13 protein-coding genes are annotated in these 12,650 nt (G+C 59.7%); 6 read left to right on the plus strand and 7 right to left on the minus strand.

The window, feature by feature from the left end; all coding sequences use genetic code 11:
• Positions 1-219: 219 nt before the first annotated feature.
• Entirely contained in the window at positions 220-1,494 is a 1,275-nt protein-coding gene (locus C4J87_RS09735) for a glycoside hydrolase family 68 protein (RefSeq protein WP_124362326.1), read from the minus strand.
• A 289-nt stretch (positions 1,495-1,783) separates the two neighbouring features.
• On the opposite strand from C4J87_RS09735, the gene gcvA reads away from it, so the two are divergent.
• Complete coding sequence (gene gcvA / locus C4J87_RS09740) at positions 1,784-2,677, plus strand: transcriptional regulator GcvA (protein WP_124366591.1); 894 nt, start codon at positions 1,784-1,786, stop codon at positions 2,675-2,677.
• A 77-nt stretch (positions 2,678-2,754) separates the two neighbouring features.
• A complete protein-coding gene (locus C4J87_RS09745; protein WP_124366592.1) occupies positions 2,755-3,582 on the plus strand; it encodes a DMT family transporter in 828 nt (275 codons plus the stop codon).
• Between the two features lie 224 nt (positions 3,583-3,806).
• On the opposite strand, the gene C4J87_RS09750 is transcribed toward C4J87_RS09745, so the two are convergent.
• Complete coding sequence (locus C4J87_RS09750; RefSeq protein WP_124366593.1) at positions 3,807-3,989, minus strand: general stress protein; 183 nt, start codon at positions 3,987-3,989, stop codon at positions 3,807-3,809.
• A gap of 298 nt (positions 3,990-4,287) precedes the next feature.
• Here C4J87_RS09750 and C4J87_RS09755 point away from each other — a divergent pair, with 298 nt between their 5' ends.
• From C4J87_RS09755 to C4J87_RS09770, 4 genes are all read left to right on the plus strand, one after another.
• Positions 4,288-4,512 (plus strand): hypothetical protein, encoded by a 225-nt coding sequence (locus tag C4J87_RS09755; RefSeq protein ID WP_124366594.1) that lies wholly within the window; start codon positions 4,288-4,290, stop codon positions 4,510-4,512.
• A 159-nt stretch (positions 4,513-4,671) separates the two neighbouring features.
• Positions 4,672-5,556, plus strand: a complete 885-nt coding sequence (locus tag C4J87_RS09760; protein ID WP_124366595.1) for a manganese catalase family protein — start codon at positions 4,672-4,674, stop codon at positions 5,554-5,556.
• 63 nt (positions 5,557-5,619) lie between these two features.
• Positions 5,620-6,129, plus strand: coding sequence for a ferritin-like domain-containing protein (locus C4J87_RS09765; RefSeq protein ID WP_124366596.1), 510 nt, complete (start codon positions 5,620-5,622; stop codon positions 6,127-6,129).
• Positions 6,130-6,236: 107 nt separating this feature from the next.
• Positions 6,237-7,862 carry a histidine kinase famiy protein gene (locus tag C4J87_RS09770; protein ID WP_124366597.1) on the plus strand — a complete coding sequence of 542 codons (1,626 nt, stop codon included), beginning with the start codon at positions 6,237-6,239 and terminating at the stop codon, positions 7,860-7,862.
• Here the strand turns inward: C4J87_RS09770 and cyoE are convergent.
• From cyoE to cyoA, 5 genes are read right to left on the minus strand one after another with little or no spacing between them, the layout of a single operon-like run.
• On the minus strand, positions 7,834-8,730 hold the full coding sequence (cyoE, locus tag C4J87_RS09775) for a heme o synthase (RefSeq protein ID WP_124366598.1): 897 nt from the start codon (positions 8,728-8,730) through the stop codon (positions 7,834-7,836). The genes C4J87_RS09770 and cyoE overlap by 29 nt on opposite strands.
• Positions 8,688-9,026 (minus strand): cytochrome o ubiquinol oxidase subunit IV, encoded by a 339-nt coding sequence (gene cyoD, locus C4J87_RS09780; protein WP_124366599.1) that lies wholly within the window; start codon positions 9,024-9,026, stop codon positions 8,688-8,690. Before cyoD ends, cyoE begins: the two co-directional genes overlap by 43 nt.
• 1 nt (position 9,027) lies before the next feature.
• Entirely contained in the window at positions 9,028-9,642 is a 615-nt protein-coding gene (locus tag C4J87_RS09785; protein ID WP_124366600.1) for a cytochrome o ubiquinol oxidase subunit III, read from the minus strand.
• Between the two features lie 5 nt (positions 9,643-9,647).
• The gene (gene cyoB / locus C4J87_RS09790; RefSeq protein WP_124362338.1) at positions 9,648-11,627 is read right to left on the minus strand and encodes a cytochrome o ubiquinol oxidase subunit I; all 1,980 of its coding nucleotides are present in this window, start codon (positions 11,625-11,627) and stop codon (positions 9,648-9,650) included.
• Positions 11,628-11,629: 2 nt separating this feature from the next.
• The gene (gene cyoA / locus C4J87_RS09795; protein WP_124362339.1) at positions 11,630-12,553 is read right to left on the minus strand and encodes a ubiquinol oxidase subunit II; all 924 of its coding nucleotides are present in this window, start codon (positions 12,551-12,553) and stop codon (positions 11,630-11,632) included.
• Positions 12,554-12,650: the final 97 nt, after the last annotated feature.

The raw sequence follows: 12,650 nt of genomic DNA on the forward strand, positions 1-12,650 counted from the left end.
CGATACCCCTGCGCTGATAAGGTCGCTGGCATATTTTGGCCGTCAGCGTCGCTGCGATAGGACCTGATCCGTTACTGGCTACATTCCTGTAGCCAGCTCCGAAGGGTGGTGACTGCGCGTTGTTCAACAGAATTTCCAAACAACATCGTAATGAGGCAGGCGTATCAGCAACGGGTTCTCATCGAACTCAAACCCGTTGCCTCAAAGCCCTATAGCGCTTTACTTGAGCGTGACGTCAAGCATCGGTGGGATGTAACCGTAGTCATACTCGGCGACCACGAATGTCTGCTGCCCCTTGATCTTGATGCCCACCGTTGGTGCCTCGGTGCCGCCGATACGCATCGTTGTCCCGCTTTCGCCGGTAGGTACGCTGTCGATAAAGGAAGTCACCAGGCCGTTGGGCATCACGCAGTGGGAGTAGGTCTGGAAGGGCTGGGAAGACGGGTTGCCCAGGACCAGGCCGGAACCGTTCAAGGGCACGTAAGGGCCGAACAGCGAGTCTGCGACAAAACCGTATACCCCGTCTGGCCCGGTTACCCCGTCGGCATAGGTGAAGGTGTGGCTGATGGTGAACAGGTAGTACTTGCCGTCCTGGAACACGAAGTGCGGACGTTCGGTCTGGTCATTGACGCCGACTGCGGTCAGCAGCGGCGGCAGCATTTCCCAGTCGTCTCCATCCTCATCACGGGCCACGGCGATACCGACGCAGGCCGTCTGGAAGCGCGAGTTGCCGACGTCTTCATAACCCGGCGGCACATCGCCGATTTCCGCTTTACCCACCGTGTGCGAGCCACGCTCGCCAGCCACGTTGCCCTCGAACAGCATGTACAGCTTGCCATCCTTCGGGTCGCGGAACGGCCACGGATCGCGGAACCCCCAGAAAGCGTTCTGCGCTTCGGTCTGGTACATCTTGCCGTCGGCCTCGAACAGCGGCTTGACCTTCTCGAAGCCCACCAGGCTGACGCCATGCTCGGTGGTCACCACGCGGCCACGCACCTTGACGATGGTCGCGCCTGGCGTGACTGCGGTGTAGTACAGGTCCACTTCACCTTGTTCGTTCAACAGGATCGGCGTGCCGGCCCATTCTCGAACGGTGGGCGAAACCCCTTCAGCCATGACCCGGCCGCCGAGTTTCCAGTCCTTGCCGGTGCGGGAGAACCAGTAGTACATCTTTGCCCGACCATGGCGATCGTTCCAGTCGCGGGTGATGTCGTAGTTGCCGTTCTGATCGAGGTATTGCGGATCGGTAGGGTGGCGGTCTGCGGTCAGGGTGAAGATCACCGACCAACCATCGACGGAGGTGATGTTGCCGTCGATATCACGCAGCGGCATGGTGTCCCAGATAAACACCTTGTCGCTCAGTACCGGGAAGTCGGCACTCACCAGTGGCTGGGTGGTGGTGGGGTCGTCTGCGCGGACTTTCAGCGCATCGGCGCGGGTCCACAGGCTGGGTTGATGGGGCGTTTTGCCAAATTTTGCGGTGATGCTTTTCATAAGGTAAACCTCGTCCATGAAGGTAGATAAATACTGTATTCATATACAGTGATTTGACTTTAGAAGACTTTATCCTTCGGGTCAAGGAAAAAAATGCATTTATGCATATTTAAAGCTTTTAGGTGAGCTGATACGTTTCACCTGAAGGTTTTTATGGAAGTTTGGCGCTGTGTAGGCGCCCTTACGGTCCTGGGTTTAAATGGATGACGGTAATAAGCGCCGCACTTGCCACTACCATGAGCCAACGCTCATGCTCAGCGTTTTCCAATCACTCGCCGGACACCCACCCATGAGAGACCTGCCGCCGACCGCCACACTGCGAGCGTTTGAAGTTGCCACCCGGCACCCAACCTTTACGGCGGCCGCGCAGGAACTGCATGTCACCCAGAGCGCTGTCAGCCATCAGCTCAGGCATCTGGAGGCGTTGTGGGGGCTGCCGTTGTTCGAACGTGGCAAGGCATTACGCCTTACGGCGGCAGGGGCCACGCTGGCGCCTATCGTGCGGGAGTTCTTCATGAGCCTCGAGGCGACCCTCGGCGGTCTGCGCGAGCAAAAAGGCAGGGTGCGCCTGAGCGTCAGCACCACCTACTCCTTCGCGTTGAAATGGCTGCTGCCACGCCTGCCGAACCTGGCTCGCCAGCACCCCGAGCTGTTGGTGTCGCTGCACACCACGGACGACATCATCCACTTTTCGGGCAACCAGGCCGATGTTGCGATCCGGCTGGGCAAGGGCAATTACCCGGGCCTGCATACAGAGTTTCTGTTTGGCGAGCAGGTGTTTCCGGTGGCCAGCCCCGAATTGCTGCGGCGTATGGGGATACCGCGCAGCCCGGAAGAACTGTTGCAGTTTCCGCTGCTGATCCGCGACGGCGCCGAGCTGGCGCCGAAATGGGAGGTCTGGTTTGACAGTGTCGGGCTGGCCTTTTCGCCGCTCAAGGAAAGCGTCAGGTTTGGCGACACCAACATGACGGTCGAGGCCGCCTTGCTCGGCCACGGCGTGGCGTTGGTGCGCAGTCGGCATGTGGAGAACGAAATCAGCGATGGCCGCCTGGTGCGGCTGTTCGATGTGCCGTTCCCATCGCCGCTGGCCTACTATTTCGTGTGCCCCAAGGGCATCGAAGCGCAGCCGCATATCGTCAACTTTCGCCGTTGGTTGAGCAGTGAGGCGCTGAAAGTGCAATGAGCCGGGTGTGAAGATTTGCTCATGCCGCGATGAAGAGACTTCGCTGAAGGCAGGGCGTTGGATTGCTAGGATGGCGCATGCCTATTCATTTGATCTGCCTGGTGCTTTTCGCCGCGCTGCTGCATGCCAGTTGGAACGCACTGCTGCGTGGCGGTGCCGATCGACTCTGGTCTATGACGGTGATGTGCATCGCCATCGCCATTACCTGCCTCGTCGCCGCTGCGTTCCTGGTGCCGCCCGCTATTGAAAGCTGGGGCTATGCGCTGCTGTCGGCATTGCTGCATGTGGGCTACAACCTATTTCTGGTGCGCAGTTACCGGGTCGGTGACCTCGGGCAGATCTATCCGATATCCCGTGGCTCGTCGCCGGTGCTGATCACGCTTGGAGCTGCCGTTTTCGCCGGCGAAAGCATCACCCCCGGCGAGTTGCTCGGTATTGCGCTGGTGTCAGGCGGGATTATTTCCCTGGCGTTCCGAGGCCGCAGGCTGTCGGTGCCCAGCTTGCCCTATGCGCTGGGCACTGGCTGCTTCATCGCCGCCTATAGCGTGGTTGACGGCATTGGCGCCAGGCTCTCCGGCGCGCCGCTCGGCTACACGGTGTGGATGTGCGCGTTGTGGGGCGTGCTGATGCCAGTGGTGTACATCGGCCTGCGCGACGCCCGCAGCTTGTTCCGCGTGCGGCCCGGCACAGTGACCGCTGTGGTCGGCGGGCTGGTCTCGTTGCTAGCCTATGGGATTGTCATCTACGCCATGAACGAAGCGCCGTTGGGCGCGGTGTCGGCGTTGCGCGAAACCAGCGTGTTGTTCGCGGCGTTGATCGGCTACCTGTTCCTCGGCGAGACGCTCACGGCACGGCGGGTTCTGGCGTGCGCAGTGATCGCCAGTGGCATCCTCATTATTGGTTGATAAGGCTGACGGCTCAGGCGTTTATTTCTAGTAAGTTAGGGCTATTAGATATAAATCGTTTGAGCACGAAGAGCTCAGGAACCCTGCACCGAAGTGGGGATCATTGTTAAAAGGCACTGGCAGGAAAGTTTAAACTGATCGCACTAAGTCTTCAGCGTTGTTAGCACACCGATCAGCGAATGCCTGATTTGAAGGGGCAGCGAGGCTGCCCCTCCTTCTTTCACTCAAGAGCCCGACTTCCGGCCGCCGCCATGGCTGTTCTGCCCGCCTTTACGGCCCGCCTCGGACGCTTTGTCACGGTCATTGGCGAAGTTGCCGCCCGACGATTGGCCGCCTTTTTTCCCTGCTTCGGATGCTTTTTCGCGATCGTTGGCAAAGTTGCCTGGGTTTTTATTGCCTGTAGTCATGACAGTTCTCCAGTCGCTAAGTTAGCGTTTCGTTAGTTGCCCGTTATGGCAGCGGGCATCTATTCCGATAGCGCCGCCAGCAGAAATGTTTTACTGATTTTTATAACAGGCGACGAACGGCAGATAAGCCGTGAAAGTTTTACAAGTTCGCCGTCTTGACGCCGCTTCGTATAAGTTTTTTCCGTTGCTGCATGCCGGCAATAACAGCGTTCACGCCATTCGTCTTTTTCGTTGCACTTGAACTCCATGGGCCGGCTCAAACGAGGTTCCCCTCTTTGTGAACTGGAGATTTTTTGCCATGAACCATGACCTATCCAACCCACAGCACCGACCAGTAGAACCGCTCGATAAGCCGAATGACGATGGTTGCGTGATCGGCACCGCCGGACGTGACGAAGACCCAAACGCAACCACTGACTGGGACCACCCCGACAGCCATGCGACCGCTGTCGAGGCCACCGTGACGCCGCCTAACGGCACGCCCGGGATCGACACCGTTCCAGAAGCGGATGATGCCAGCTGAGCAGCAGCGCCGCCGTTTCGCTTGTTGTGCGACGGTTAACCGCTCGTCGTGATGCGCAAATTAATTTTGAAATTTTTCACGCGCCGCTCGCTTCCCATGAAAGGTAGGCGCGCATTCCCAAGATGCCGCCACTTTCAGTAAGCCTGAGGAGATTTGTTGATGTTCCTACATAACAAGCGACTTCAATACACCGTACGTGTGGCCGAGCCCAACCCGGGTCTGGCGAACCTTTTGCTCGAGCAGTTTGGCGGAGCTCAAGGTGAGTTGGCGGCCGCATCCCGTTATTTCACCCAGGCCTTGGCTGAGGACGATCCAGGGCGCAAAGACCTGTTGATGGACATCGCCACCGAAGAACTCAGCCACCTGGAGATCGTCGGTTCGATCATTGTGATGCTCAACAAGGGCGCCAAGGGCCGAATGGCCGAAGGCGTGGAGGAGGAGGGCGAGTTGTATCGCTCACTCAACGGCGCCGGCAATGATTCCCACATCACCAGCCTGTTGTACGGTGCGGGGGCGCCGCTGATCAACTCGGCCGGAGTGCCCTGGACAGCGGCTTACATCGACACCATCGGTGAGCCCACGGCGGATATGCGCTCCAATATCGCCGCCGAAGCACGCGCCAAAATCGTTTATGAACGGCTGATGAACGTCACCGACGATCCAGGCGTGAAGGATGCCCTCGGGTTCCTGATGACCCGTGAAATCGCGCACCAGATCTCCTTTGAAAAAGCGCTGCATTCGATTCAGCCGAATTTCCCCCAAGGCAAGTTGCCAGGCAAGCCGGAATTCACCCAGGTGTACTACAACATGTCCCAGGGCGCGGAAGACCTGCGTGGTCCTTGGAACCAGGGCGATGAATGGGAGTTCGTGGAGAGCCCGCAACCTGCGGTCGATGGCGGTGATGGCACGGCCAGCGTGCAGCTGGACGCCGACGACGAAGCGCTGCTGAGCGCGATGAAAATCCGCACCGCCTCCGACCCTACCAGCGACCCCACCACCGGCGCTGACCTGGGCGCGGGCCTTCAGCCCAAGCCTGAACTTTGATGCGCGGCAGCCGCACGCTTTCGGGCGTGCGGCTCTTTTATTGGCTTGAAGAGGAGTAACAAGATGGCGACCCCACAGGAAAACCTGCTCGACTGGTTACGCGATGCCCATGCCATGGAGCAACAGGCCGAGAAAATGCTCAAGGCACAATCGGAGCGACTGGAACATTACCCGAAGCTCAAGGCCCGGATCGACGAGCATATTCAGGAAACCCTCGGCCAGCAGGCGCTCATCGATGAATGCCTGGCGCGCCTGGGCGGCAGCGCGTCGACCTTGAAAGACATGGGCGGCAAATTGATGGCGTTCGGGCAGGCGGTTGGTGGCTCACTGATGAGTGACGAGGTGATCAAGGGCGCGATGGCCGGCTATGTGTTCGAAAATATGGAGATTGCCAGCTACACGGCGCTCATAGCGGCCGCGAAAGTAGCCGGAGACGCCGAGACACAAGCGGCCTGCGAAAAGATCCTGCCCCAGGAAATTGCAATGGCCGAGTGGCTGCTCAAGCATCTGCCCGAGCTCACCCAGGCATTTCTGGAGCGCTCTGCAGCCCCTGACACAGAGGCCAAGCGCTGAGGCTGCGCGCGGCGCCCCACCGGCGCCGCGCGTGATTGAGTCCACGCTGGCACTGCGCTGCATTTTCACGGTCAATGGAACACGCACCACTCATCTGGAGGTGAACCGTGACCACAAAGAAAAAGCCCTCAGTCGGCGGTGACGCATTGGCGGTGCTTTCTTCCGACCGTAAAGATCTGTTCTTCGCCGCCATGCAAGCCAGCCACAGCGCGATGATCGTGACTGACCCTGGGCAGCCCGACAACCCGATCATCTTCGCCAACCCGGCGTTCCTGTCTCTGACCGGGTTCGAGCATGACGAGGTGATCGGGCGCAATTGCAGGTTGCTGCAAGGACCGGAAACCGACAAGAGTGCCCTGCGGCAGGTGCAGCGTGCGCTTGAGCAACATCATGAAGCCTGTGTTGAGCTGCTTAATTACCGCAAGGACGGCTCGACCTTCTGGAATGAGATATTCATCTCGCCGTTGTTCAACGAGCGCGGCCAACTGGTGTACTTTTTTGCCTCCCAACTGGACGTGAGTCGGCGTCACGATGCGGAACTGCGCGTGCGCCGCGTCCAGGACCTCGAAGCGCTGGGGCAACTGACGGGTGGCATCGCCCATGACTTCAATAATTTGCTGCAGGTGATGGTCGGGTACCTGGAGCTGATCCAGCAGAGCGCCAAGCGCCCCGGCAGCGACCCGCAGCGCATCGTCAACAGTGCCAGCCGTGCCCGGGCGGCCGCTGAAAAAGCGCAAACCCTGACTCAGCATTTGCTGGCGTTCTCGCGCAAGCAGCGGCTCGACAGCCGGGTGATCAATCTGAACACCTTGTTGAGTCGCCCCGATTTCAAGGGTGTGCTGCATGACGTAGAGCTGCAGGTGGAACTCGCCGACGATCTGTGGAACTGCTGCATTGACCCTGCCCAGGCAGAGCTGGCGGTGCGGCACCTTCTGTCGAATGCCCAGGATGCATTGGAAGGGTGCAGCGAGCCGACAGTGACGGTTAAAACCCGCAACGTCCAAGTGCCGGGCGAGGTCGGTGCTGAACGCGATGGCCTGGCTGAGGGCCGTTACGTCATCATCTCGGTGTCTGATAACGGCAACGGCATCGCCGAGGATATTAAAGATAAAGTCATGCAGCCGTTCTTCACCACCAAGGAAGAAGGCAAGGGCTCGGGCCTGGGACTGTCGATGGTGTATGGCTTCGTCAAGCAATCGGGCGGCACGGCGCGGATCCATTCCTATCCGGGTATCGGTACCACCATACGCCTGTACTTTCCGGCCGATGACAGCCAGCCCTGGGTCGAGCAAACATCCGCCACCGCCTCACTGCAGGGCCACGAGAACATCCTGATCGTGGAGGACCGGCCCGAGGTGGCGGAGTTGGCCCAAGTGATCCTGTCTGACTACGGTTACCGGACCGGTATCGCGCACACCGCCGCCGAAGCATTGAGCATGCTCCAGAGCGTCCCGTATGACCTGGTGTTCAGTGACTTGATCATGCCGGGCGCGATGAATGGGGCGGTACTCGCGCGTGAAGTATCGCGCTTGTATCCGCACGTCAGGATCCTGCTCACGACCGGCTATGCAAAAGACGCATTGGAGCGCGCGGAAATACAGGTGCATGAATTCGAGCTGATTCAAAAGCCCTATCAACCCACGGACCTGCCCCGAAAAATCCGCGCGGTGCTGGATGCCGGATCTACGGGGACAGCCGACACGGTTAGCGGAGTACTGCCAGCGACAGGTTGAGTACCAGCACCAGCAGAATCGAGCATCCAAATACCCTGCGCGCCCAGCCGGGCGGGTCCGTCAGGCGCGTGGCGCTGGCAGCGAGCGCCATCCAGTAACCGCAGAACCCGAGCATCAGCGCGAAATACACGGCGTTCATCTGCGCAACCACGCCCAGCGCCATGTTGCTGGCAAGGAACGCCAGCATGTACGCGTGTATCTGTCGGTGGGCCTCGGGCAGGCTCAGCAGGGGCAAGCGCGCGGCGCGAAAGTCCTCGCGACGCATTACGGTGATGGCATGGGAGTGAGGCAACTGCCAACAGCAGAACACCAGCACCAGCAGCATCGCCGTCGCGTCGAACCGGCCGCTTACCGCGCAATACCCGATCACCGGCGGCATTGCCCCTGAAAGGCTGCCAATCAGGGTTGCCCAGTGGGAGCGCCGCTTCAGCCAGTAGGTATAAACGCCTGCATAAACGACCAGCCCAACCAGTGCCAGGGTGCAGGCCAGCATGTTGCCGCCAGCCCACAGCAAACCGAAGCCGATGACACCCAGGGCGATGGCGTAGCTGACGGCGGCGGGCACGCTGATGGCGCGCAGTGCCAGCGGGCGGTGGCAGGTACGCACCATGCGTCGGTCGATATCCCGGTCGGCACAATTGTTGATGACACAGCCGCAGCCGATCACCAGTGCGGTGCCAAGCAGGGTGGCCAGCAAGTGGGCGGGATTCGCCAGATGGCCACTGCCCGCGAGGAAGTAGCCCCCCAGCACCGACGCGAGATTGCCGAAAATAATCCCCGGCTTGGTCAGTTGAACCCCTACATTGAACAGCCCCAGCCAGTGTTTCAGTGCGCCAGCATGTTGTGATGAATACTGTTCATGATCCATAGCGAAAGTCCTACCAGCAGAAGGATGATGACCGCCGAGAAAATCAGCGCAATCAGGTTCCAGCGTTGCTCCTCGGCGGTATCCAGATGCAGGAAGAACTTCAAGTGGACCACGATTTGTATCGCGCCCAGCGCCACCACCAGCCAGGCGGTGGTGGTGCGTGGCAGTGACGGGAACATCACCATGGCGAACGGGATCAGGGTGAGCAGCACCGACACCAGGAAGCCGACCAGGTAGGAGCGGCTGCTGCCATGGCTGCTACCTGCGCTGCTGTGAACCGAACTTTGCTTGTACATGTCACACCACCCCCAACAGATAGACCACGGTAAAGACGCAGATCCACACCACGTCCAGGAAATGCCAGAACAGGCTCAGGCAACTGAGCCGGGTGGCGTTGGTGCTGGTCAGGCCACGCTGGTGCACCTGCACCATCAGCACCGCCATCCACACCAACCCCGTCAGGACGTGCGCGCCGTGGGTGCCGACGAGGGTGAAGAAGGCAGTCAGGAAGCCACTGCGGTCCGGCCCATGGCCCTCTTCAATCAAATGATGGAATTCGTTGATTTCCATGGCGATAAACCCGGCCCCCAGCACGAAGGTGAGCCCCAGCCAGCGCAGAACCTGGGACTGCTGGCCACGGTTCATCGCCAGCATCGCGTAGCCGTAAGTGATGCTGCTGAGCAACAGCAGCATGGTTTCACCCAGCACATAGGGCAGCTCGAAAATGTCCGCACTTGAAGGGCCGCCCGCCACGCTGTCGCGCAACACCGCATAGCCGGCGAACAAGGTCGCGAACAGGATGCAGTCGGTCATCAAGTAGATCCAGAACCCGAACAGGCTCAGGGAACCGGCGTCTTCATGCCCTTGTTCGTGGGTGTGGGCGATGTCTTTTTCGATCACGATATTGGACATAAGAGTCAAGCCTCTGCCAGGTCTTTGAGACGGGCCGTTTCGATGCGCGCCACTTCTTCTGCGGGCACGAAGTAGTCAGTGTCTTCGTCGTAACTGCGCACCACGAACGCAACCACCGACGCCACCAGACCGAACGCCGCCAACCACCAGATATGCCACACCAGGGCGAAGCTGCAGATCAGCGCGAACACACTGATAACCAGGCCCGACGCGGTGTTGCGTGGCATATGGATGCTGCGATAGTCGGTGTGGCTCAGGGTGCTCACGCCGCGCTCCTTCATGCCCCAATAGGCGTCCAGGTCGTCGACCTTGGGTTGCTCGGCGAAGTTGTACACCGGCGGCGGAGAGGAGGTGGCCCACTCCAGCGTGCGCCCGTCCCACGGATCGCCGGTGAGGTCGCGATACTGGGGGCTGTGGCGGTTGCGGATGCTGACGAACAGTTGCAGTGCCTGAGCGGCCACGCCGCAGAGGATGATCGCCACCCCGACCAACTCCAGCAGCAACCAGGGCCGCCATTCCGGGTTGTCGAAGTGGTTGAGGCGCCGGGTCATGCCCATGAAGCCCAGCACGTACGACGGCATAAAGGCGAAGTAGAAGCCGATCAACCAGCACCAGAACGCGATGCGCCCCAGCTTGTCGTTCAAGCGGAAGCCAAATGCCTTGGGGAACCAGTAGGTCAGGCCGGCCATATAGCCGAACACCGCGCCGCCGATGATCACGTTGTGAAAGTGCGCGATCAGGAACAGGCTGTTGTGCAACAGGAAGTCGGCGCCGGGAACTGCCAGCAGTACCCCGGTCATCCCGCCGATGCTGAAGGTCACGATAAAGCCCATGGTCCACAGCATCGGGGTTTCAAAGCGCACTCGGCCACGGTACATGGTGAACAGCCAGGTGAAGATCTTCACCCCGGTCGGCACGGCGATGATCATCGTCATGATGCCGAAGAACGCGTTGACGTTGGCCCCCGCGCCCATGGTGAAGAAATGGTGCAGCCACACGATGAACGACAACACGGTAATCGCGATCGTTGCCCATACCAGCGACACATAGCCGAACAGCCGTTTACTGCTGAACGTGGCGGCAACCTCCGAAAACACCCCGAACGCCGGCAGGATCAGGATGTACACCTCCGGATGCCCCCAGGCCCAGATCAGGTTGACGTACATCATCGGGTTGCCGCCGGCTTCGTTGGTAAAGAAATGCATGCCCAGGTAACGATCCAGGCTCAGCATGAGCAGGGTGGCGGTCAGGATCGGAAACGACGCCAGGATCAACACCGAAGTGCACAGCGCATTCCAGGTGAACACCGGCATCTTGAACAGGGTCATGCCTTGGGTCCGCATCTTCAAAATCGTGACGAAGAAATTCACCCCCGTCAGTAGCGTGCCAATGCCGGATATCTGCAAGGACCAGATGTAGTAATCCACCCCCACACCGGGGCTGTACGCCAACCCGGATAACGGCGGGTAGGCGACCCAACCGGTTCGCGCAAACTCACCGATCCCCAGTGAGACGTTGACCAACGCGGCACCGGCCACGAACAGCCAGAAGCTCAGCGCGTTGAGAAACGGGTAGGCCACATCGCGTGCGCCGATCTGCAACGGCACCACAACGTTCATCAAGCCGACCACGAAGGGCATGGCCACGAAAAAAATCATGATCACGCCGTGGGCGGTGAAGATCTGGTCGTAGTGTTCCGGCGGCAGATAACCCGGCCCGCCACTGGCGGCCATGGCTTGCTGGGTGCGCATCATGATCGCGTCAGAAAAACCGCGCAGCAGCATCACCAGTGCAACGATGATGTACATGCAGCCGATCTTTTTATGGTCCACCGAGGTGAACCACTCGCGCCACAAATAGCCCCATTTGCGCTTCCAGGTAATGGTCCCCACCATCGCTACACCGATCAGGCCGATAATGGCCAAGGTGTACATCACGATGGGTTCAGTGGTTGGAATCGCGTCCCACGACAGTTTTCCGAACATTGTTACCGCTCCTCAGCCAGCAGACTCGGGTGTTGATCGGCGCGCGTTTCAACGCCGCTCACGGGTGCGCGCTTGGGTTTATTGGCCTTGTTCATGCCTTCGTATTTATCGACGATGTCCAGGAACAGCCGCTCCTGAACCGCCGAGTAGTAGGTCACCGGGTGCTTGATGGTGGGCTTGGCCAATTGCGCATAGCTCGTCTGGTCCAGCGGCGTTGCCGCGCCCTTGACCTTGCTCACCCAGCTTTGGAAGTCGGCGGGGCTCAGCGACAGGGTAGAGAAATGCATGTCGGAAAAACCGGGGCCGTTGTAGTTGGCGGCGATGCCCTTGAATTCGCCGGTCTCGTTGGCGATCAGGTGCAGCTTGGTCTGCATGCCGGCCATGGCGTAGATCTGCCCGCCCAACGCCGGGATGAAGAAGGAGGTCATGGCCGCGTCGGAGGTGATGGTGAAGCTCACCGGCGTGTGCACCGGCAGGGCCAGTTCGTTGACGCTGGCGATACCCAGGTCGGGGTAGATGAACAGCCACTTCCAGTCGGTGGCCACCACCTGCACATTAATCGGCGGCGTGTCCGAGTCGAGCGGGCGATAGGGGTCGAGGGCGTGGGTGGTTTTCCAGGTCACCCAGCCCAAGGCGATGATGATCAGCAGCGGCACGCCCCACACCACCGCTTCGATCTTGTGGGAGCTGGCCCAGCGTGGCGAGTAACGCGCCTTTTTATTGGTGGCACGGTAGCGGTAGGCGAATACAAACATCAGCACGATCACCGGCACCACCACCAATAACATCAGGCCTGTGGCGAGGATAATCAGGTCACGTTCATCGGTTGCAACCTGCCCCTTGGGATTGAACACCACGAGGTTGCAGCCGGTTAATAAGAAAGTGCTGGCGAGATAGGCCAGGCAATAACTCATCGTTCGTTTCATGCCTTGCTCCTGTCGTGAAAACATCCGTGATTGCGCTGTCGAACAATTTGAATGGGCCCCTCAGGGGTTGGTTTAACAAAATGTTACTTCGCCTGAC

Source organism: Pseudomonas sp. R1-43-08 (assembly GCF_003852255.1).
Classification (GTDB): Bacteria; Pseudomonadota; Gammaproteobacteria; order Pseudomonadales; family Pseudomonadaceae; genus Aquipseudomonas.

What these genes read in the sequence shown, in the direction of transcription:
- C4J87_RS09735 (WP_124362326.1), bottom strand. Translation starts at nt 1,494, where the DNA reads ATGAAAAGCATCACCGCAAAATTTGGCAAAACGCCCCATCAACCCAGC.
- gcvA (WP_124366591.1), top strand. Translation starts at nt 1,784, where the DNA reads ATGAGAGACCTGCCGCCGACCGCCACACTGCGAGCGTTTGAAGTTGCC.
- C4J87_RS09745 (WP_124366592.1), top strand. Translation starts at nt 2,755, where the DNA reads ATGCCTATTCATTTGATCTGCCTGGTGCTTTTCGCCGCGCTGCTGCAT.
- C4J87_RS09750 (WP_124366593.1), bottom strand. Translation starts at nt 3,989, where the DNA reads ATGACTACAGGCAATAAAAACCCAGGCAACTTTGCCAACGATCGCGAA.
- C4J87_RS09755 (WP_124366594.1), top strand. Translation starts at nt 4,288, where the DNA reads ATGAACCATGACCTATCCAACCCACAGCACCGACCAGTAGAACCGCTC.
- C4J87_RS09760 (WP_124366595.1), top strand. Translation starts at nt 4,672, where the DNA reads ATGTTCCTACATAACAAGCGACTTCAATACACCGTACGTGTGGCCGAG.
- C4J87_RS09765 (WP_124366596.1), top strand. Translation starts at nt 5,620, where the DNA reads ATGGCGACCCCACAGGAAAACCTGCTCGACTGGTTACGCGATGCCCAT.
- cyoE (WP_124366598.1), bottom strand. Translation starts at nt 8,730, where the DNA reads ATGGATCATGAACAGTATTCATCACAACATGCTGGCGCACTGAAACAC.
- cyoD (WP_124366599.1), bottom strand. Translation starts at nt 9,026, where the DNA reads ATGTACAAGCAAAGTTCGGTTCACAGCAGCGCAGGTAGCAGCCATGGC.
- C4J87_RS09785 (WP_124366600.1), bottom strand. Translation starts at nt 9,642, where the DNA reads ATGTCCAATATCGTGATCGAAAAAGACATCGCCCACACCCACGAACAA.
- cyoB (WP_124362338.1), bottom strand. Translation starts at nt 11,627, where the DNA reads ATGTTCGGAAAACTGTCGTGGGACGCGATTCCAACCACTGAACCCATC.
- cyoA (WP_124362339.1), bottom strand. Translation starts at nt 12,553, where the DNA reads ATGAAACGAACGATGAGTTATTGCCTGGCCTATCTCGCCAGCACTTTC.